Genomic DNA, 21,901 nt, shown 5'->3' on the forward strand with positions numbered 1-21,901 from the left:
TGACTCGTAAATTTACATCTTTTATTTATATTAAAACTTTTGTTTTTAGAGACTAAATTTACTAATATTATGTAATCGATTGCACAAATAATAATTATTATTAATTAAATGAAAATTTGCTATGATAAAATTTTTTAAACTAGTCTGTGTAATAACATTTTTATTAGGTTGCCTGCTTCCTTTGAATTGCAGTAGCGATGATGCCAATGATGAGAATCCATCTGAGAATCCTTCGGAAATTTTAGTAACAGCTATCTCGATATTTGGAGCCAATATCAGTAATGGAGGTTCTAATCAGTTATCTGTTGGAGTCGTTCCCAACAATGCAACTAATGCTGCGGTAACTTGGAGTGTTTCTGATACTTCAATTGCTACAATTTCTGAAACTGGATTATTAACTGCAGTATCCAATGGAACTGTGACAGTGATTGCCTCAGCAACCGATGGTTCTGGCGTTTCCGGAGAAAAAGAATTTGCAATTGCTGGCGTTGCGGATAATGTTGAAGGGGTTGTCGTTCAAACTTCCGCAGAAATCTTAACAGCAATTGCAAATGCGTCTCAAGGAGATACTATTTATGTTATTGGCGGAGAATATATGTTCACCTCAACCATACAAATTACAGGTAGTGGAACTAACGGGAATTTGATATCAATTTTACCGTATCCTACCAATACGATAAGACCTAAATTTAATTTTTCGTCTATGTCTGAAAATTCATCCAATAGAGGCATTGAGTTGTCTGGAAGTTATTGGTATATAAAAGGCATTGATGTTTTTGCAGCTGGAGATAATGGGATGCATATTACGGGAGATCATAATTTAATTGAATTTTGCACTTTCAGTGAAAATGCAGACACTGGATTGCAAATAGATAATGGAGCTGTAAATAACACTATTTTGAATTGTGACTCTTTTTTTAATGCAGATTCTACATTAGAAAATGCAGATGGATTTGCGTGCAAACTCAATGCAGGATCTGGAAATAAATTTTTTGGTTGTAGAGCTTGGCAAAACCTCGATGATGGTTGGGATGGCTATTTAAGAGAAACAGATAATGTTACAACTTATTATGAAAATTGCTGGGCGTTTAAAAACGGATATTTGATGAATGGAACTGTTGGTGCTGGAGACGGTAATGGTTTTAAAACTGGAGGAAGTGACGATAAAACGTTAAAGCATAATGCGAGTTATAAAAATTGCATATCTGCAGGAAATCTTTTTGATGGATTTGATCATAATAGTAATAGAGGTGATATTGAAATTTATAACTGTTCAGCATTTAGCAATGGTAGAAATATAAGTTTTAGCTCTACAAATATTATAAATTCCTTAATTATTAAAAACACGTTGTCTTTTGACGGAAATACTAATGATAGCTTTTCGGCAACTACAGCTGATATTACAAATAACGGTTGGCAAAATGGATTAGTGACTTCTGCAGCAGATTTTGTGTCTATTGATATAGATCTGCTAGCATCACCAAGAAATGAAGATGGGAGTTTGCCAAGTATTGACTTTTTAAAGTTAATTTCTAGTAGCGATTTAATAGATGCAGGAGTAAATGTAGGATTACCTTTTAACGGATCTGCACCAGATATAGGAGCATTTGAATTTGAATAATTGTATCAACTAACATTTAAGAAACAGCCTTTAAAATAACTATTTTAAAGGCTGTTTCTTATTATTTAGATACCAATTAAACTATTGGCATAAACCTCTATATTATTATAATTTTTATCTAGAGTGTTTGACTTAGCGTCTTGTATTTTACACTTTAATTTAAGTTTTCTCTCCCATTTATTTGGTATGCCATCATTATCTGTATCTTTTTTTGCACTTTTAGATGTAATGATAGGCCAACCACCAACATCTTTTTGAGAGTCTATTATACCATCTTTATAGTTGGCATTTCCTTTTTCAACATTTTCTACGACTCTTTGGTCTGCGCTATCTCTAAAAATATTTGAGCCAGCATATTTTAAAACTTCTTTATATGCTTCATCAGCAGAAGTTGTTTTAATATTGTTTGATATATCAAAGGACGTGTTGGATTTTGCCAGTTCTGGGTTATCGCATTGTACGCCTCCATTCCAGTTATTAGCTGATATTTTAGGGAAATTGTAGACGACATTTCCATTCACGTAAAACGCTCCGTAAGGTTCAGATGGACTAACAATTCTATCAAGCTTTGAAGAAGTCGTAGCGGGTCCTGCTTTAAAATAATTATTTATGATATTATAAGAGCCTTTTTCACCACCATAAATATTGTTTTCTCCCCAATTATATATGACATTATTTCTGAAATCTACAAATTCATTTTCAGAATTCTCTGTCGTTGAAGAACCGCTAAATCTAGGGTTTCTACTATTATTACTAACCAGTAGGTTGTGATGAAAAGAAGCTCTAACGCCTCCCCAAATTCCGCCATAACCATGCGATCCCTTACTATGTATGGAATTATTTAATGCTTCGGAAATAATGCACCATTGTAAAGTAAAATCTTTATTGTTATAAAAGGATGCATTTTCATCTGTTCCCCAGCTTATGGAGCAATGATCTATAATTACATTATTGGTATCTCTACAGCCAAGAGCATCTCCTTCTATGTTGTTAACGTCTCCCATTCTAAATCTCAAATAACGAATTATAACATTATTAGATTTGATAGTTACGGGATAACCTTTAATTGTGATGCCACCTTGAGGTGCTGTTTGTCCTAAAATGGTTAAATCACCTCTATTGATGTCTAATTTAGATGCAAGTTCTATAGTCCCAGAAATTTCAAAAATTATTATTCTTGGTCCCTTTTTAAGAATACCTTTTCTTAAGCTTCCTTCACCGTCATCATTTAGATTGGTTACTTTATAAATTATTCCATCTCTTCCACCTGTTGCGTACTTGCCAAAACCTTCGGCAGTTGGAAATGCCAATTGCTGGGAAAAGCCCAGATTGGATAATAGTAAACCAGAAATAAATAATAAATAAACTGTTTTAAACATAGATTTTTCCGAAGAATTTAAAGTTATAAAAAAAGGAGGAATGCTTTTGTTCATACTTCCTTTTAAAGACTAATTTAAAATTAAAGATTATTGTAACCAACGTGGGTCACCAACGTTGTCGTCTATTAAAGATTGTGTTGAAACTGAGAAATCACCATTTTCTGCATTTGCATATCCAGGATCTAAGGTTGTAAATGTTGTTGAGTCATCAAATCTTGTGACTGAGGGATCATATAAGGTTGGTGCGTTAAAATAGTTGTTATTTTGAAATGTAATGAATTCATCAGTAGCATTATTATCAGAATAGCCTTCAATTTCGGTATCTGTAATTAAATTGTTTCTTGATGTGATATCATTAGCATCAAATCTTACATAAAATAATCTTCTGCTACTAGAATTTGAACATGCATATAATGTGCAATTTTCTAAAATCACATTACACGTCACTCCAGTACTATTAGATGTTCCAGCTGCATCGATTCTAAAAAAGTCTCTTCCTGGAGCACAATTGTTAAAGGTGCTTGTATTAAAATTCACATTTAAAACATCAGAGTTTCTGAAGTCAAAAAAGTCTCCTCCACTAGTTAAGACATTTGTTACTATACAATTTTCAACAGTAATTGATTGAACGATAGCATCTGTTTCATTACCAGCAATAAACGATCTGTTATAATCGTGTACGTTACATCCACTAACCAATAGCGAATTATAACTACCTGCTGCGGAGTACCTTACTGTATCTGTTAGGTCTAAAGGGATATCACCTGTTAAATCCAAATCAATTAAACTTACATCTGTAGCGCCATTCACTATAGAAAAACTTATCTTTAATAAAGGTTTTTCAAAACTTAATAAACCTCTTATTGTTAACGGTTTATCTATTGTTGCTGTTCCTGTTTGCATTGTGTAATCTCCTGCATCAAGTACTAAAACATCTCCAGGAGCTGCATCGGCAATCATTTGGAATAAATCATCAGTAGGAGTTACTAAGATACCATCACCTATATCAATACCAGTTGTAAAATTCTTATTACCTCTTACTGTGGTATTATTCAATAATTGAGCATCATATGTAGTTTCACCTGTTAAACCAGTAATTACAGCTATTCCATCTGTAATTTCTTGAGGTGTAAGATCACGTACAATATTACCTGGGTTGAGAACAATTTGTGTTACTGCGCTATTAGGCAACCATCGTAATGTAGCTTGTGTCGCTAAAATATCTCCATCCTCAGAAGGAAAAAATAACTGTTCTGTATCTGTAGTAGCTGTAGTAGTAGCATAAGTGGAATCTTCTAAACCTCTTGTACTAATTGCTTTAACGCGAATATAATACAGTGTTTCCTGACTGAGCTCAAAAAGCACAGGAAGATCGCTAGAATTTACCTGAGTCGCTACTACAGGATTACTAAAGTCTGCGTTCTCGCTAATTTCTACAAAATATAGACTAACATCATCTTCAGTTTGCCAAGTTAATTCTATAGATGTTTGGGTTCTAATTTGAGAAGATAAATCGACAGGCGCAAATTCTCTTGAAATTTGAAGCTCATCTATCAATTCATCTTCATTTTGACAATTAGTGAAAGTAAATAGTAAGATTACTACTAGAGCTATTGATTGTAATGAATGTTTTGTTTTCATAATTATAAGTATTTTTTAATTATTTTCTAGTAACCGTAATCGTTTACTAATTGACCATTACTAGCATCTATAAAGACTTGCCATATTGGCCAGAACTGCCTGTCATCTGGATTTACACCAGGTTTATACAATGAGTTTATTGTGTCATCTTCTAACATTGTCCAATCAACAGCAGAAAACTCTGGACCTGGATTTTCATCTTCATCTCTGTTTAAACCATAAATGTCTAATGTCTCACCATCTTCTTCGTATTTAAAATACAAGGTTGTTGGCACATCACTATATTCGCCTGTTCGGTTCTTTAAATTAAACATCTTTGCTTTTGCTTCATCAAGATTGGTTCCCAATAAATTCCATCTAATTAGATTTTGTTTACGAATCATTTCACCTGTAAATTCATAATTATATTCTTCAATTATGGCATCTAACATGGCTTGTTGGCTTCCCAAAGCATTTACATAAGCGTCAACTTTTTCAGGATGTAATTCCGAAGGAAAAGCTCTCATTCTAATTTCTTTTAGATAAGGTGCTGCTGCACCTGGGCCCTGTAATTCATTTGCAGATTCCGCAGCAATTAAAAGTACCTCTGCATAACGCATATATATTTTATTAACCCCATCATCATTAGTAGATGTTACATAACGGTTCATCCACTCATATCTATATTTTCCAAAATACCAAGTGTTTAAACCTACGAGCTCTTGTTGTGCTATTCCTTCAATAGGATTTCCCCATTGATATGGCACACAAGTAACATCTCTTCGCGTATCAGCTTCATCAAAATCGTAAAAAACTGTTGGGAGTGGGCCAGCGATACCTCCTCTTGGTTGTCCAGTGTGTTGATCAACACCACGATGTCTAACCGCAAAAGAGAACAATACTCTACCACGACCATCTGCAAAAGGAATCTCCCATAAGGATTCATTACCAGCAGCCAGGACTTCTTCATTATAATTTCTCCAAAATGTTTCGAAAGAAGGATTTAAACTTGCTGTACCGCTATTAATAACATCATTTGCCTCGTTTAAAGCTAAAGTATACATGTTTGCAACCGATAAAGCAGGATCGTTAGCTCTTCTTATGCCATCTGGATATTGCTGAAAACCACTAGCAACCAGTGCCAATCGTGCTCTAAAAGATTTGACAAATGCCTTGTTTATTCTTTCAGTAGTTGTTGTTTGTGCAGTTTCATTTGGCCAAGCAACCAGAGTTGCTGCTTCTCCTAAGTCTTCAATAATTTTTTTGTAGATGACTTCTCTATCCGTTTTTGGAATAAATACTGTTTCGGCTACTATAGGTTCAAAACGATATTGTACGTCGCCCCAAGCCTTCATTAAATCTGCATAATAAATAGCTCTTAATGTAAGTGCTTCACCAAGGTATTGACCAAGAACTGTTCCTGGTTCTGGATTACCATAGGTACGTAAACCTCTAATACAAATATTAGCACGTTCAATTCCAGCATACATTTGAGCCCAAGCATTGTTTTGTGTATTCATTTGTGAATTACTAGGCGTCGCATCATAGATCATTAAAGCACCTTGTGAGCTTCCATCTTCATCAGAGCTATAATTGTATTCGGAATCGGTATTGAAACCATAAAATGGAATAAAACGTCCTCTATATGAATTTGTCTGTCCCATTGGTTCAACAATGCCATCAATAGCACTTTTTGTTAAATCTGGTGAAGAAAATATCACAGATTCGTCTAATGTTGATTGTGCAGGAGCCTCTAAGAAATCACCATCAAATTCTTCACAAGATGTGAAAAATCCTGTTGCTAGTATTCCTAAAATTATAATTATTTTTTTCATTTTTAAAAGCATTTTTTATTTAAAAATTAAGGTTAAAACCAAACACGAATTGTCTGCTTCGTGGGTAAGGTGAATAGTCAACTCTAGGCGTTAAAGGGGTTCTTCTTCTTGTTGAAACTTCAGGATCCAAACCAGAATAATTGGTTATAATAAATACGTTATTTGCAGTTGCATAAAACCTCAATTTATCAACACCTAATTTTGTTGTAATAAATTCCGGTAACGTGTATCCTAAGGTAAGTGTATTTAATCTAATGTAAGAACCATCTTCTACAGCCCAATCACTAAATACATTTCTTTGCATAAAAGGAGACCAAAGTGTTGTATTTGCATTTAAAGCCTCTAATTGAGTTGGATCTGTTGCTAATTGACCTGTTGCAGGATCAAGATTTGTCCATCTATTACCATCTGCCATTATAGTACTTAAATTTCTATATTGCCCATTTTGGGTAGCTGTTGTGAATTCTATTTTATTAGCATTATATACATCAAATCCAACACTCCAATTGAACGCTGCAGAAAAATCAAAACCGTAGGCATATCCACTTAAAACCATACCTCCAATATGATCAGGATTTGCATTACCAATTACCGTGTTATCATCTTCATTTACAACACCATCTCCATTAATATCCTTTAACTTTAAAGAACCAGGCATGACTTCTCCAATTACAGTACTATTATCTACAACACCTTCCTTAAGTGTATATTCACCAGTTGCTACATCATAATCAAAATCTGATACCTCATATCGTCCATCATTTTTATATCCATACATTAAACCGATTGGATCACCAACTTTTACTATATAATCAGTTCCAATTTGTGATGAAGCCCAATTCGTGCTTGCTCTAATGTCTATTAATTCACCAAGTGAGTTTACACGATTGTCATTAAGCCCAATGTTAAATGCTAAATTTAATCCATATTTTTCTTTTTCAATAGCTGCAATATTTAATGAAGCTTCAACTCCTGTATTTTGCAGTTCTCCTATATTTCTATATTGAGCTTCATAACCTGTACCTGGAGTTGGAAATAGAAGTAATAAATCTTGAGTAACATTTTTATAAAGTTCAAATGCTCCGCTTACACGACCGTTAAACAAGCTATAATCTAAACCAATGTTTTGAGACACTGTAGTTTCCCACTTTAAATCTGGGTTTGCTAAAATATCTGATGGCGCTAGATAGTTGGGAACGTTATTTATAAAATTGGTAGTTGAAGAGGTGAAACTTTGTACTGTTTGACCAGTCGGTATATTGTTATTCCCAGACTCACCATAACTTAATCTTAATTTCAAAGCAGTAAGCCAGTCAACATCTTCTAAGAAAGATTCTTCAGAGATTTTCCAAGCTAGTGCTCCAGATGGGAAGTAGCCCCAAATATTATCTCCTAAAAATTTACTTGATCCATCAACACGATAAGTAGCGGTTAACAAATAACGATTTTTAAAAGCATAGTTAGCGCGACCAAAAAATGATAATAATTTATCTTCTGGACTATAAAAATTATCTACAGAAAAATTTTGACCTTGTGTAGTTAAAACTAGAGCATTTTCAAAACCGAAACCATTAGGTAAACCTTGAACTTCACTGGTCACGAGATTATTTTTTGTAACAATCATTTCTTCTCCAACTAAAAGATCTAAACTATGATCTTCACCAAAAACATTTTTGAAATCATACCTTAAAGTATTCGCATTTCTAAAAGTTTCATTTTTTCGATCTCTGATTAATAAGGAAGGCTGACCTTGTAGTTCTCCAGGAGGAACGTTGTTGGAATAGTAAGTTGATCTACCATAAAAGCGATAGTCTGATTCGTCTCTCGTGTTTAAACCAAAATCTGATTTGAACTTTAAATTATCAACTATTTCCCAACCAAAACTTCCTAGCATATTCAAATTTCTTCGCAATTGTCTTCTTTGGTTATCATCAGTAGCTACAAAAGGATTAATTAAGTATCCATTTAGTGCTTCATCTGTATTTGTTGTAACTAGTTGTGGAATGGCAATTGGCGAGTAAGCTACACTATATTTAAGTCTTGAATCTGCTGAGGATACTTCATTCTGCTCATTAGCTCCACCACCATTAACTTCAGAATCAGAATAACGTACCGTAAATGCAACATCAATTTTGTCGCTTACATCACTTTGCAATGCAAGTGATAAATTATTTCTTTTAAAGTTTGAACCAATTTGAATTGCTTTTTGATCAAAAAGAGCGTAATTAAAATTGAAATTTATTTTTTCTGAACCTCCTCTTATAGATAGATCACGACTTTGAACTTCCCCTGTGCGACCATAAATTTGTTTTTGCCAGTTATTACCTTTCATGCCAACATATTGGTCATAATCTTGATAAAGTCCAAAAATATCTTCATAGGTTTCTGGAGTATCGTCAAGAAGTGCGTATTCATATTGCCATTTCACATAATCTTCAGGGCTTAGAACATCTATAGTATTGGCAAGTTTATTTACTCCGTAAAACATATTATAGCTCACAGCTATTTTGCCTGTTTTTCCGCTTTTTGTAGTTACAATGACAACACCGTTTGCTCCTCTAGAACCATAAATAGCTGTTGAAGAAGCATCTTTTAAAACACTTATGTTTTCAATATCTGTTGGAGAAATATCATTTAAGCTATTTACAGGAAAACCATCAACGATGATTAGGGGAGAGCTATCCTGAGTTAGTGAGCCTGCTCCACGTATTTTGATATTTACTTCCGCATCTGGAGATCCTTCAGTAGATAATACTTGAACACCTGCTAATCGACCGGTTAAGGTTTCTGCAACATTTTGAATACCTTGTTCTTTTAGGTCATCACCACCAATAGTAACAACAGATCCTGTTAGATCAGATTTTCGGGCTGTACCATAACCAATTACAACAACTTCATTTAAAGCCTCTAGGTTTTGTTTAAGTACAACATTAATTGTGTTTTTACCAGCTACATTTACTTCTTGGGTTATATAGCCTATGTATGAGAACACCAAAGTAGCATTAGCGTTTTCAACAGTTAAAGAAAAGTTACCATCAAAATCTGTTACCGCACCTGTGCTTGTGCCTTTAACTTGAACTGTTACACCAGGCACTGGAGACCCCATTTCCTCATCAGTTACTGTACCAGTAATTGTTTTGCTTTGAGCATGTAAAGATAGATTGAATAGAAAAAATAATGCAAATAGCAATAATGAAAAAGGTTTACTAGAATAAATCCTTTTAATTTTTCTTTCCTTAGGATAGAAAAACAAATATTTAATTAAGTTGTTCCACATGAAATTAGTTAGTTTAAAAGTTGATTTAAAATGTAATCGATTACACAAATGTATTATTAATTTTTAATTATGCAAATATTTGGTATATATTTTTTTAAATTTATAAAATAACGGAGCTAAAAATAGCAAATGTTCATTTTGGTCATTTAATAGGCATCAATATTTAGCAAAATTTGCGGTTTGGCCTTTAAACATTAACTATTTAATTCAATTTTAATTGATTATTTTATAATTAATTCTATATTTTTTACGGAAATCTTAATATATCAGAAAAATTATATAGATTTGTAATCGATTACATTATTGATAAAAATTTAAGAAATGGTTTTATTATTTATGCTAAAAGAAAAAAGAAAGCAAAGATCGATTAATGTCCCTCTTTGTTTGTTATTTATAATGTGTTTTGGTTTAGTGGCCTGTAAAAAGAACAAGGAAAATAAAATAACTTCGGAAAGTGGTCCTTGGAACACAATGAACGAAATTATCGCCAGTGTTAAAGCCCCTGAATTTCCAGATAATGTTTTTAATATTATGGATTATGGCGCTCAGCCAGATAGTGTTTCATATAATACTGAAGCCTTCAAAAAAGCCATTGCTGCCTGTGCTGAAAAAGGTGGAGGAAAAGTTTTAGTTCCTAAAGGAAAGTATTTGACCGGTGCAATACACTTAGATAATAATATCAATTTGCATTTAGAGGAAGGTGCAGAGATTTTATTCAGTACTAACCCAAAGGATTATTACCCATTGGTACCAACATCTTATGAGGGTGTAGAATTTATAAATTACTCACCACTAATTTATGTGAACAATAAAACCAATGTGGCTATTACAGGTAAAGGTGTTCTTAATGGTCAGGCAGGCAATGATAATTGGTGGAAATGGGTCGGAAAAGATACCTACGGATGGGAAAAAGGAATGCCACAACAAAAAGACAGTCTAAACCTTCCACGATTAATGGAAATGGGTCAAAACGGTACACCTCTTGAAGAACGAGTTTTTGGAGATGGTCATTATTTACGTCCAAATTTTATCGAATTTTATGAATGTAAAAACGTGCTTTTACAAGGTGTAAAAATTACTAATGCACCTTTCTGGATAATCCATCCTTTTAAATCTAACGGTGTAACTGTAGATGGTGTAACCGTAGAGAGTCACGGACCAAACAACGATGGTTGTGATCCAGAATATTCAAAAAATGTAATCATCAAAAATTGTACATTCAATACTGGTGATGATTGTATCGCTATTAAAGCAGGACGAGACGCAGAAGGTAGAAGAGTGGCCATTAAAAGTGAAAACATCGTCGTTCAAAATTGCAAAATGATAGATGGTCATGGTGGTGTGGTCATTGGTAGCGAGATGTCTGCAGGTGTTAGCAATGTCTTCGTAGAAAATTGTACCATGGATAGCCCTAATTTAGATAGAGCCATACGTTTAAAAACAAATTCAAGAAGAGGTGGTACTATTGACGGTGTTTACGTTAGAAACGTCAATGTTGGGCAAGTGAAAGAAGCAGTATTAAAATTAAATATGCATTATGCAACTTATACCAATCAAACTGGTGAGTTCATTCCAGTAATTAAAAATATAGTGTTAGAAAATATAACGGTTAAAAATGGTGGTTACTTTGGGGTTTTAGCAAAAGGCTATGAAGAATCACCAATTACAAATATTACATTGAAAAATGTAAGAATAGAAAAAGTAGATGAAGCCTTTTCTTTAGAACATGTTAAAAACTTAAAGCTTATAGATACTTATATTAATGGATCTTTAATGCAAAGCCCACCAGATACAAAAGAGTGAATCTATACTATTGATATAGACCAACCATGACAAATTGATTAATAGCAGTAATTTGTTTTATGTAAGCCTGGTGATAATGATCAGGCTTATTTTTTAAAATTTTAAATCAAACGATATGTATAAGCTCATTGCAATATGCCTTTTCTTATGTATGGTTTCTTCAACAGCTCTTGCATTGCAGAGCATTCAAAAAGATACGTCTTATACAGTCAATAGTTCTTTCAACAAATACAAGAAAAATTTTCCTCAAATTGAAATCGTAAAACCAAAACAGTTTGAGAATGTAATAGAAACCGAAAATATTCAATACAAAACCTTAGAAAAAAGAAACCTTTGTTTCGATGCGTTTATAAATACTTCGGAAAACAATCCAGCAGTTATTTTAATTCATGGAGGTGGATGGAAGTCTGGTGACAAATCCCACATGAAACCTATGGCACAATATATAGCTTCAAAAGGCTATTCGTGTTTTGCAATAGAATACAGATTGTCTGACGAAGCGCAGTATCCTCAAGGTATTTATGACCTCAAAGAAGCGATTCAATATATTAAATCCAATGCTGCAAGATTCCGAATAGATACAACGAGAGTCGCTATTTTAGGAACGTCTTCTGGTGCACAAATGGCGACTTTGGTTGGTGCAACAAACAACAATTTAAAGTTCGAGGAAAAAACAGATTATTCCATGTCAACTACTGTACAAGCTATTGTGAATTTAGATGGTGTTTTAGCATTTGTTCATCCTAAATCCAGTGAAGGTAAAATGGCAAGTTGGTGGCTGGGTGGAACTTCAGAAGAAAAACCTGAAATATGGGAACAAGCATCAGCTTTATCCCATACAGATGAAAATACACCACCAATTTTATTCATCAGTAGCCCATATGAACGTTTTCAAGCTGGACGAGAAGAGATGATTGAAATTTTAGACAAACACGATATTTATAACCAGGTTGAAAATTTCCCAGACAGTCCACATACCTTTTGGTTATTCCATCCTTGGTTTACTGACACCGTAAATTACATCACAACATTTTTAGACAAAACACTTAAAAATAATAAAAAATGAAAACACTAAAATTTATAATGGCGCTATGTTGCGCAACATCAATTATAGCTTGTAAATCAGAGAAAAAAGAGGAAAATAAAGAAGATATTTCAGTAGAGAAAGAAGTGATGGAAACATCAAAAACATATGCTGAAATTTCTATTGCTGAAGGAGGCAAATGGATTGATGGCACGAGAGGTCATGAAGAATATGATGGTGGTACTTCATTCAAAAATGTTCAAGAATTGCGAGTTCCAGATAATCACACCGACCATTCTTGGTACATACGTTATGAGGGTCCAGGTTGGGAAAGTAATAAAATAGGTTACCGTTTATATTTAGATTGGCGAAATGCAATTGATATCTTCGGAAAAAAAACCGACACCATGGTGTTGTCTAAAGTCGGTCAAGATGGTTTTGATTCCTATCACGAGCCAGAACCTTGGGGACAAGATATCTTAAAAGTCGGTAGCGGATTGGGAATTGGCTCATTAGGTCGTTTGGTTGATGAAAAAGTAATGCATTTTAAAGAGGTTGATTCTACATTTGCTTCGATACAAAATAACTCAGATGCATCTTCTGTCATTATAAATTATAAAGGCTGGAAAACAGGTGGAGATACGATTGATTTAAAATCTACATTGACTATTGGTTCAGAGCAGCGATACACGAAGCATACGATTGAACCTTCAAAAGCAATTGAAGGGATTGTTACAGGAATTATCGATCATGGTGTAAATTATTTTCAGAAAGAAAGTGAGAACAAAAAGTGGGCTTATATAGCAACTTATGGTGAACAGACTTTGGTGCCAGACGATTTAGGAATGGCTATTTTTTATGAAGTTGAAACCACTTCCGAAGTCAAAAAAGGAGAACATGATTATTTAATCGAATTTAAACCAACAACAAAACCTGTATTTTTTTACTTCTTGGGAGCTTGGGAACAAGAAGTTGATGGCATTAAAACGGAAGCGGAATTTTTAACCTATTTAGACGGATTGCTTTCAGAATTAAATTCAAATAACACATTATAATGAAATTTTCATTTAGAGCAATTTGTTTATTTCTGCTTCTAGCTAGTATTCAAAAAACGACAGCTCAAGAAAAAACATACTCTATTGAAGATTGCGTAAATACATTTTCCAAAGACAAAGCCATCCCAACAAAAGTGGGATATCAATACTGGTTTGCAGATAAAGATTTTTTAGATGGAAGAACGCTTAAATTAAGCGTAGTGGCACCTGGTAAATCTACTCATGCACCACACCAACATCCCGAAGATGAGTTTTTCTTTGTTTTGGAAGGTAAAGCCAAGTTTCATTTAGACGGAAAAGAAATGGTAGTTGAAGCAAATACAAGCTTGTATTGTCCATCCAACAGCATGCATGGAATAAGCAATGTAGGTGAAACAGAATTAAAATATTTAGTCATAAAAAAATACGAAAAGAGTAATTAGTTAAGATGAAAAATATAACACTCATAGCGCTATTAGTATTCAGTTTTTTTACAAGTTGTAAAGAAGAAAAGAAGCAAGTTGAAACAGAAGAGTCTAAAGTTATATTAGAAATTTCAGACACGCTCAAATGGTCAGAACGTATGGCATTGTCTGAAATTAAACGCTTTCCAGACCCAACATTGCTTGATTTTAGAGACAAACCAAAATGGAGTTATACCAATGGTTTGGTATTGCAAGCTATGTCTAGAGTTTATGAGCAAACCAATAATCAAAAACTGTACGATTACATTTACGATTATACCAACAGAATGATTAACGAAGATGGTGCTATTGAAACTTATAAATTATCAAATTACAATCTCGATATGATAAAATCTGGAGATGCGGTTTATTATGTATACAACAAAACTGAAGAGCCAAGATTTAAAAATGCAATGGACACACTTCATAAGCAATTGGAAGGTATGCCAACAACGTCTGAAGGTGGTTACTGGCACAAAAAAGTCTATCCAAACCAAATGTGGTTAGATGGTGTTTACATGGCAGAACCTTTTCACGCCAAGTACACAAAATCATTTATGGAAGGTGAGGATGCTCAAAAAACATATGATAAGATTGTGCTTCAATTCGATTTAATTGAAAAACATAACAGAGACCCAGAAACCGGATTGTACTATCACGGTTGGGATGAAAGTAAAGAACAAAAATGGGCAGATCAAAAAACAGGATTGTCACAACATTTTTGGTCCCGCGGAATGGGATGGTACGGGATGGCATTAGTAGATGTGTTGGATTATTTACCAGAAAATCATCCAGGAAGAGCAAGAATCATCAAATATCTCAACCAATATGCAGAAGCTATTGTAAATTATCAAGATGAAAGTGGTGCATGGTATCAAGTGCTCAATTTACCTCAAAGAGATGGGAATTATCTCGAAGCCACTGGAACAAGCATGTTTACCTACACTTTAGCAAAAGGTGTCAATAAAGGCTATCTTCCAGAAACATTTTTAGACCATGCTAAAAAAGGATTTCAAGGTATTTTAAATGAATTTATCACTGTGGAAGAAAACGGTGTCGTAAATCTTAACAAATGTTGTGGTGTCGCAGGTTTAGGTGGCAATCCATATAGAGATGGTTCGTTCGAATATTACATTGGCGAAATCATTAGATCCAATGACCCAAAGGGAACAGGTCCTTTTATAATGGCTGCTTTAGAACTGGATAAATAAGAAAACTATGAATGTTATTCAAACAGCATTGTGCTCTTTCGGGATGAGCGGACATCTGTTTCATGCGCCATTTATTGAGGCGCATGCTGACTTCAATTTATATGGCGTTTTAGAACGGACGAAGAATCTGGCAGAAGAAAAATACCCAAAGATTAAAACTTTTCGATCGTTGGAGGCGTTACTTCAGGATGAGGCTATTGAACTCGTCATCGTAAATACACCAAACATCACCCATTACGATTTTACCAAAAAAATAATTGAAGCTGGAAAGCATGTCGTCGTTGAAAAACCATTTACAACTTCTTCTACTGAAGCTGAGGAGTTGATTGATTTAGCAGAAAAGCATAAGGTTAAACTTTCAGTATATCATAACAGACGTTGGGACAGTGATTTTAAAACGGTCAAAAAAGTCATTGAACAAGGCGATTTAGGAAATATCCTTGAAGCAGAATTCCACTATGATAGATTCGAACCAAACTTAAGCTATAAAAAACATAAAGAAACACCAACTGAAGGTGTAGGCAGTTTATACGATTTGGGCTCACATTTAATCGACCAAACACTGCAGTTGTTTGGAATGCCTAAAAGCGTGTTTGCTTCGTTAGATGCATTCAGAAAGAATTCAGAAGTAGGCGATTATTTCGATGTGAAACTGTATTACGATTCAAAATATGTGACTTTAAAATCTAGTTATTTTGTACGAGAACCACTTCCTGCTTATAGCATTCACGGTACAAATGGGTCATTCATAAAATCGAAAGCAGATATACAGGAAAAAGAACTTCAAAAAGAATTAAAACCCAATATCAAAAATTGGGGAATTGAACCCGAATCTGAAAGAGGACTTTTACATATCATAAAAGATGGTAAGTCTTATAGACAGTCTGTAAATACAGAAATTGGCGATTACATGGGGTATTACGATGGAATTTCAGAAGCTATTTTAAATAATAAGGCGTTACCAGTGCTAGCTTCGGAAGCCAAACAAGTCATCCAAATTATCGAAGCTGCTGTTCAAAGCCATAGAGAAAAAAGAATTATTGATTTATGAAAAATTTTCTAGTCATTTTTGGTTTACTTTCTTTTTTGAGTCTTTCAGCTCAAGAGAAATTCGTATCAAACGTTTGGGTGTCCGATAATGGAGATGGTACATATACCAATCCAATCTTACATTCAGACTTTTCAGATCCAGATGTCGTAAGAGTTGGAGAGGATTACTATATGACCGCTTCTTCTTTTACCTGCTCACCAAGTTTGCCAATATTACATTCTAAAGATTTAGTGAATTGGGAATTGGTAAATTATGCACTTCCAAAACAAGTTCCACTGGATGTTTTTAATAGACCACAACATGGCAATGGCGTTTGGGCACCTTGTATTCGATTTCATAATGAAGAATATTACATCTATTATCCAGATCCAGATTTTGGGATCTATATGATAAAAACCAAAGACCCAAAAGGAACTTGGTCAGAACCCATTTTAGTAAAAGGAGGAAAAGGTCTTATTGACCCAACACCACTTTGGGATGATGATGGTAAAGTATATTTAGCCTATGCTTTTGCAGGAAGTCGCGCAGGCATAAAAAGCTTATTGGTTATCGATACAATGAATGTGGAAGGCACCAAAACCAATGACGATGAGGTGATGATTATTGATGGTCATCAAGACGAATCGACCATTGAAGGCCCAAAATTTTATAAACGAAATGGGTACTATTACATTTTTGCACCAGCAGGTGGCGTTTCTACAGGTTGGCAAACTATTTTAAGATCTAAATCCGTTTTTGGACCTTATGAAAAAAAGAAAGTGTTGCATCAAGGTAATACAGACATTAATGGACCACATCAAGGTGCTTGGGTAACCACACAAACTGGTGAAGATTGGTTTTTTCATTTTCAAGATAAAGGTGCATATGGTCGTATTGTACATTTGCAACCCATGACGTGGAAAAATGATTGGCCAGTAATGGGAGTGGACCAAAATAATGATGGCATTGGAGAGCCTGTTGCCAAATTCAAAAAACCGAATGTTGGCAAAACACATTCAATCGTTACACCGCCAGACTCAGATGAATTTAACCAACCCAAGTTAGGTTTGCAGTGGCAATGGCAAGCAAACCCAGAAGTGTATTACGGTTTTCCAACATCCTTGGGACATTTTACAATGTATTGCAGACCAAAGCCTGAAGATGCAGTTAATTTACACCCAGTTCCAAATTTATTATTGCAAAAATTTCCTGCAGAAGAATTTACAGCAACAACAAAATTGACTTTCAATGCTCGTCACGACAATGAAGAAGTAGGTTTTTTGATTATGGGATTAGATTACAGCTATATTCGATTAAAACAAGAAGAAGGCAATTTGTTTCTATCTCAAGTAATTTGCGAAGATGATGACAAAAATAAAGCGGAAACGGAAACTGATAAAACTAGAATTGACACAAACACAGTTTATCTTAAAGTTAAAGTCAGTAAAGGCGCAATTTGTGAATTTTTCTATAGCTTAGATAATAAAACATTCAAATCCATTGGAACTAAATTTAAAGCCAGAGAAGGCAAATGGATAGGTTCTAAAATAGGTTTTTTAGCTTTAAGAGAAGGTGTTACAAATGATGCAGGAAGTTTGGATATTGATTGGATAAGGTTTTCAAAATGATAAAAAAAAGGTCTTCAATAGCGTTCATAATTTCAGTAATTTTAGTTGTTGCATGTATTCAGTCCTGCAAAAATGAAAAGTCTGCAGAAGTTCCTTTTAAAGTAAATACAAAGTTGTTCAATCAAAATAAAAAAGATGATTTAGGACTTAAAGTTCCTGACGGAATAGAGACGTTCACTGTCTTCAGTCCTTCAGATTCAACTGATCATTTTAGCAATGGTGTTGTAATGACCGTTTTTAAGAATACTTTTTATTGTCAATGGCAAAGTTCTTTAAAGGATGAAGATTCAGAGGACACTTGGGTAGCATACAGTAGAAGTGAAGATGGAACGCATTGGTCAAAACCTAAAGTCTTATCCAAAACTTTAGAAAATGGTTATTGCACATCTGGTGGTTGGTGGAAACATGGAGATACTCTTGTCGCCTATATTAATGAGTGGCCAAATAACGTAACACCAGAAGGCGGATTTGCTTTTTACAAGACAAGTATTGATGGCATTAATTGGTCAGAAAAACAACCAGTTTTAATGATTGATGGCACACCATTAGACGGTGTTTTTGAGCAAGATCCTCATGCGTTACCAGATGGACGTATTGTTGGAGCAGCTCATTTTCAACCAGGATTGATAGTGTCACCAATTTATACCGATGATCCTTTAGGAATTAGTGGTTGGAAACGTGCTGAATTTTTTAATAATTCAATTAAAAAAGATATTTCTCGCGAAATTGAACCTAGTTGGTTTTTGCAAGAAGACAATAATTTAGTAATGGTATTTAGAGATCAAAATAGCACGTATTTTAATATGGCTTCTGTAAGTGGCGATCGAGGAGAAACATGGACAAAGCCTGTAAATACCAATATGCCAGATTCAAGATCTAAACAAAGTGCAGGTAATTTTAAAAATGGTACAGCTTTCATAATTAATAATCCAGTAAACAATAAAACTAGAATGCCTTTAGTGTTAACATTGAGCGAGAACGGGAAATTATTTAATACGTCATATATAATTAGAAAAGGTGGTAAAGATATTCAGCCATTGCGTTATGAAGGCACCTACAAACGGTTGGGCTATCATTATCCAAAATCCTTTATTTGGAATAACAATCTCTATATTTCATATGCGACAAATAAAGAAGATGTAGAATACACCAAGGTTCAATTAACCAGTTTAACTTTAAATTGAAAATCATGGAGATAAAAAACATAAAGTTAGTTCTCATTTTTCTAATCACAATGGTTAGGGTCTCAAGTTTGTATGCTCAAGTCCATGATAAATCTTGGCGAGATATTATTCATAAAAAAGAAGCTGCATGGTTTGTTACTTCGGAAGCAAAACAAATAGCAACCAATGTGTTGCTCTATCAACGTAATATTGGTGGTTGGCCAAAAAATGTACAAATGCACCTTCCGCTTTCCGAAGAACTAAAAGAAGGACTACTGGAGAAGAAAAAAACCAATGATGGTGCCACAACAGATAATGGCGCGACCATTCAAGAACTCTTGTTTTTATCAAAAATATATGCGCAAACAAAAGACGAAACCTATAAAAATGCCTTTTTAAAAGGACTGGATTATATCTTAGAAGCTCAATATGATAATGGTGGTTGGCCACAATTTTACCCTTTGAAAAAAGGATATTATACGCATATTACTTACAACGACGATTCAATGGTCAATATCATGAATTTTCTGAAAAACCTTAAAGACAATACCAGTTATTATTCAATAGTTCCATCAAAATCCCAATTAGAAAAAATCAATGAAGCTTTTAAAAAAGGAGTCGATTGTATCTTAAAAACCCAATACAAGCAAAACGGAGTATTAACTGCTTGGTGCGCGCAACATGATGCAATTACATTAGAACCTGCAAAAGCAAGAGCTTACGAATTGCCTTCATTAAGTGGAGCGGAATCCGCCAACATTGTACTCTTGTTAATGTCGATTGAAAATCCATCAAAAAACATTATTACAGCAATAAATAGTGCGGTAGATTGGTTTGAAAAAACCAAGATCACTGGGTTACGTGAAGATCGAATATACAATGAAAAAGGTAAAACGATTAGTAAAAAAATGGTTTCTGACGAAAATGCTCCAGCCATTTGGGCACGTTTTATGGAATTAGAGGATAACACACCTTTTTTCTCTGATAGAGATGGCATTAAAAAAGCGACCTTAGCCGAAATAGGGGAAGAGCGCAGAAACGGTTATGCTTGGTACAAAAGTGACCCTCAAAAGGTATTGGATCGCTATCCAGCATGGAAGAAAAAGTATAATCCCTCAGACAAAAAAGAGCCAAAAGATGCGTTTAATATGGTCGTAGCACAAGATGGAAGTGGCGATTATACATCTATTGTTGAGGCTATAAATAATACTAAAGCCTTTCCGTATGATAGAATAACCATTTTTATAAAGAATGGTGTTTATAAGGAAAAAGTAAAAATCCACGAGTGGAATCAAAATTTAGCTCTGGTAGGTGAAAGCAAGGAACACACTATTATTACTTATGATGATTATTTTAACAAAATCGGTTTAGGCAGAAATAGCACCTTTCACACGTACACCCTTTTAGTGGAAGCTAATAATGTAATTCTTAAAAATTTAACCATTGAAAATACGTCTGGTGAAGTCGGGCAAGCAGTGGCATTATCGGTGTTTTCAGATGAAGTGGCAATAGTTAACTGCAATCTTTTAGGTAATCAAGATACGTTGTATGCATCAGGAAAGGGGAAGCAATACTATAAAGACTGTTATATTGAAGGTACAACCGATTTTATCTTCGGAAGTGCCACTGCTTTTTTCGAAAATTGCCAAATTCACAGTAAAAAAAATTCCTATATAACAGCAGCTTCAACACCAAAAGATTCGCTCTTTGGATATGTGTTTAAAGATTGTAAACTTACTGCAGACAAAGAGGTTAATGAGGTGTATTTAGGCAGACCTTGGCGTATCTATGCACAAACAGTTTTTATAAATTGCGATTTAGGAGGCCATATTTTACCTGAAGGTTGGCATAACTGGTCTAAACCAGAAGCTGAAAAAACCACGTTTTATGGAGAATATAAAAATTTTGGTAAAAGTTTTAAACCAGAAAAAAGGGTCAGTTGGTCACATCAATTAAAAAAGCATGAAGCTCAAAAATACTCGCTTAAAAACGTATTAGGTAACGATAAAAAAACATCTAAAACAGAATGGTATGAAAATCTTTAATATCTATTTTCTTTTAATTTTAGTGGTATTTCAATCTTGCAAGGAAAAAGAAAAGCCAACTGAAACAGAACAACAAAAACAGAATATTACCATTTACACCATCGGAGACTCGACCATGTCAGATAAAGTCAATCCAGATGAAAACCCAGAACGTGGTTGGTGCCAACTGTTACCACAATTTTTGAACGGTAAGGCAACCGTAAAAAATCATGCAACAAATGGAAGAAGTACCAGAAGTTTTATAGATGAAGGTCGATGGGACTCAGTTTATAAACAATTGGAAAAAGGAGATTATGTGTTCATTCAATTTGGACATAACGATCAAAAGTTGACTAATCCTAAACGCTATACCAATCCACATACAGCTTACAGACATAATCTAATAAAGTTTATAGAAGAAAGTAGAGAAAAAGGTGCTAAACCTATTTTATTTACATCCATAGTGAGACGAAAATTTAATGAAGAAGGAACTTTAGTTGACACACACGGAGCTTACCCATTAGAAACGCGTTTGGTTGCGCAGGAATATGATGTGCCATTTATTGATTTGTTATATATAACCGAAAAAATGGAAGAATCTTATGGCGTTGAAGGCTCTAAGAAATTGCATCTACATTTTAAGCCCAATGAAGTTTCATATTTTCCTGAAGGGAAAGAAGACGACACACACTTGTCCGTTTTTGGCGCTACAGAAGTCGCAAAATTAGCAGTCAATGCATTAAATGAAAAAGTAGAAGGTTTTGATGCAATCACTAAAACAAATTAGC

15 protein-coding genes are annotated in these 21,901 nt (G+C 34.2%); 11 read left to right on the forward strand and 4 right to left on the reverse strand.

Annotation, left to right across the window (positions count from 1 at the left end; genetic code table 11):
- Positions 1 to 121 precede the first annotated feature (121 nt).
- The gene (locus GQ40_RS17895) at positions 122 to 1,621 is read left to right on the forward strand and encodes a right-handed parallel beta-helix repeat-containing protein (RefSeq protein WP_081990228.1); all 1,500 of its coding nucleotides are present in this window, start codon (positions 122 to 124) and stop codon (positions 1,619 to 1,621) included.
- A gap of 65 nt (positions 1,622 to 1,686) precedes the next feature.
- Here GQ40_RS17895 and GQ40_RS15735 read toward each other — a convergent pair whose 3' ends face one another.
- The 4 genes from GQ40_RS15735 to GQ40_RS15750 are packed head-to-tail and all read right to left on the reverse strand — an operon-like array spanning position 1,687 to position 9,645.
- Positions 1,687 to 3,054, reverse strand: coding sequence for a polysaccharide lyase family 1 protein (locus GQ40_RS15735; protein WP_231565589.1), 1,368 nt, complete (start codon positions 3,052 to 3,054; stop codon positions 1,687 to 1,689).
- A gap of 33 nt (positions 3,055 to 3,087) precedes the next feature.
- Positions 3,088 to 4,641, reverse strand: a complete 1,554-nt coding sequence (locus tag GQ40_RS15740; RefSeq protein ID WP_047550571.1) for a DUF5123 domain-containing protein — start codon at positions 4,639 to 4,641, stop codon at positions 3,088 to 3,090.
- Between the two features lie 26 nt (positions 4,642 to 4,667).
- A complete protein-coding gene (locus GQ40_RS15745; protein ID WP_047552075.1) occupies positions 4,668 to 6,455 on the reverse strand; it encodes a RagB/SusD family nutrient uptake outer membrane protein in 1,788 nt (595 codons plus the stop codon).
- 19 nt (positions 6,456 to 6,474) lie between these two features.
- Positions 6,475 to 9,645 carry a SusC/RagA family TonB-linked outer membrane protein gene (locus GQ40_RS15750; RefSeq protein WP_231565590.1) on the reverse strand — a complete coding sequence of 1,057 codons (3,171 nt, stop codon included), beginning with the start codon at positions 9,643 to 9,645 and terminating at the stop codon, positions 6,475 to 6,477.
- 408 nt (positions 9,646 to 10,053) lie between these two features.
- On the opposite strand from GQ40_RS15750, the gene GQ40_RS15755 reads away from it, so the two are divergent.
- From GQ40_RS15755 to GQ40_RS15800, 10 genes are all read left to right on the forward strand, one after another.
- Positions 10,054 to 11,535, forward strand: a complete 1,482-nt coding sequence (locus GQ40_RS15755; RefSeq protein WP_231565591.1) for a glycoside hydrolase family 28 protein — start codon at positions 10,054 to 10,056, stop codon at positions 11,533 to 11,535.
- 115 nt (positions 11,536 to 11,650) lie between these two features.
- Positions 11,651 to 12,601, forward strand: a complete 951-nt coding sequence (locus GQ40_RS15760; RefSeq protein WP_047550574.1) for an alpha/beta hydrolase — start codon at positions 11,651 to 11,653, stop codon at positions 12,599 to 12,601.
- Positions 12,598 to 13,614 (forward strand): DUF4861 family protein, encoded by a 1,017-nt coding sequence (locus GQ40_RS15765; RefSeq protein WP_047550577.1) that lies wholly within the window; start codon positions 12,598 to 12,600, stop codon positions 13,612 to 13,614. The genes GQ40_RS15760 and GQ40_RS15765 overlap by 4 nt, the downstream gene beginning before the upstream one ends.
- The gene (locus GQ40_RS15770; RefSeq protein ID WP_052184293.1) at positions 13,614 to 14,036 is read left to right on the forward strand and encodes a cupin domain-containing protein; all 423 of its coding nucleotides are present in this window, start codon (positions 13,614 to 13,616) and stop codon (positions 14,034 to 14,036) included. Before GQ40_RS15765 ends, GQ40_RS15770 begins: the two co-directional genes overlap by 1 nt.
- A gap of 5 nt (positions 14,037 to 14,041) precedes the next feature.
- Positions 14,042 to 15,268, forward strand: coding sequence for a glycoside hydrolase family 105 protein (locus GQ40_RS15775; protein ID WP_047550580.1), 1,227 nt, complete (start codon positions 14,042 to 14,044; stop codon positions 15,266 to 15,268).
- Positions 15,269 to 15,275: 7 nt separating this feature from the next.
- The gene (locus tag GQ40_RS15780; protein WP_047550584.1) at positions 15,276 to 16,319 is read left to right on the forward strand and encodes a Gfo/Idh/MocA family oxidoreductase; all 1,044 of its coding nucleotides are present in this window, start codon (positions 15,276 to 15,278) and stop codon (positions 16,317 to 16,319) included.
- On the forward strand, positions 16,316 to 17,926 hold the full coding sequence (locus GQ40_RS15785) for a glycoside hydrolase 43 family protein (RefSeq protein ID WP_047550587.1): 1,611 nt from the start codon (positions 16,316 to 16,318) through the stop codon (positions 17,924 to 17,926). Before GQ40_RS15780 ends, GQ40_RS15785 begins: the two co-directional genes overlap by 4 nt.
- On the forward strand, positions 17,923 to 19,110 hold the full coding sequence (locus tag GQ40_RS15790) for a sialidase family protein (RefSeq protein WP_047550590.1): 1,188 nt from the start codon (positions 17,923 to 17,925) through the stop codon (positions 19,108 to 19,110). The genes GQ40_RS15785 and GQ40_RS15790 overlap by 4 nt, the downstream gene beginning before the upstream one ends.
- Positions 19,111 to 19,115: 5 nt before the next feature.
- The gene (gene pelA, locus GQ40_RS15795; RefSeq protein ID WP_047550593.1) at positions 19,116 to 21,134 is read left to right on the forward strand and encodes a pectate lyase; all 2,019 of its coding nucleotides are present in this window, start codon (positions 19,116 to 19,118) and stop codon (positions 21,132 to 21,134) included.
- Positions 21,121 to 21,900, forward strand: a complete 780-nt coding sequence (locus GQ40_RS15800; protein WP_081990230.1) for a rhamnogalacturonan acetylesterase — start codon at positions 21,121 to 21,123, stop codon at positions 21,898 to 21,900. Before pelA ends, GQ40_RS15800 begins: the two co-directional genes overlap by 14 nt.
- Position 21,901: the final 1 nt, after the last annotated feature.

This window comes from Psychroserpens sp. Hel_I_66, assembly GCF_000799465.1.
GTDB lineage: Bacteria > Bacteroidota > Bacteroidia > Flavobacteriales > Flavobacteriaceae > Psychroserpens.

Bases quoted from the DNA above. Each gene is read 5' to 3' on its own strand.
- GQ40_RS15785 (WP_047550587.1), top strand. From the start codon at position 16,316: ATGAAAAATTTTCTAGTCATTTTTGGTTTACTTTCTTTTTTGAGTCTT.
- GQ40_RS15790 (WP_047550590.1), top strand. From the start codon at position 17,923: ATGATAAAAAAAAGGTCTTCAATAGCGTTCATAATTTCAGTAATTTTA.
- pelA (WP_047550593.1), top strand. From the start codon at position 19,116: ATGGAGATAAAAAACATAAAGTTAGTTCTCATTTTTCTAATCACAATG.
- GQ40_RS17895 (WP_081990228.1), top strand. From the start codon at position 122: ATGATAAAATTTTTTAAACTAGTCTGTGTAATAACATTTTTATTAGGT.
- GQ40_RS15745 (WP_047552075.1), bottom strand. From the start codon at position 6,455: ATGAAAAAAATAATTATAATTTTAGGAATACTAGCAACAGGATTTTTC.
- GQ40_RS15780 (WP_047550584.1), top strand. From the start codon at position 15,276: ATGAATGTTATTCAAACAGCATTGTGCTCTTTCGGGATGAGCGGACAT.
- GQ40_RS15760 (WP_047550574.1), top strand. From the start codon at position 11,651: ATGTATAAGCTCATTGCAATATGCCTTTTCTTATGTATGGTTTCTTCA.
- GQ40_RS15765 (WP_047550577.1), top strand. From the start codon at position 12,598: ATGAAAACACTAAAATTTATAATGGCGCTATGTTGCGCAACATCAATT.
- GQ40_RS15755 (WP_231565591.1), top strand. From the start codon at position 10,054: ATGGTTTTATTATTTATGCTAAAAGAAAAAAGAAAGCAAAGATCGATT.
- GQ40_RS15800 (WP_081990230.1), top strand. From the start codon at position 21,121: ATGAAAATCTTTAATATCTATTTTCTTTTAATTTTAGTGGTATTTCAA.
- GQ40_RS15775 (WP_047550580.1), top strand. From the start codon at position 14,042: ATGAAAAATATAACACTCATAGCGCTATTAGTATTCAGTTTTTTTACA.
- GQ40_RS15740 (WP_047550571.1), bottom strand. From the start codon at position 4,641: ATGAAAACAAAACATTCATTACAATCAATAGCTCTAGTAGTAATCTTA.
- GQ40_RS15770 (WP_052184293.1), top strand. From the start codon at position 13,614: ATGAAATTTTCATTTAGAGCAATTTGTTTATTTCTGCTTCTAGCTAGT.
- GQ40_RS15735 (WP_231565589.1), bottom strand. From the start codon at position 3,054: ATGAACAAAAGCATTCCTCCTTTTTTTATAACTTTAAATTCTTCGGAA.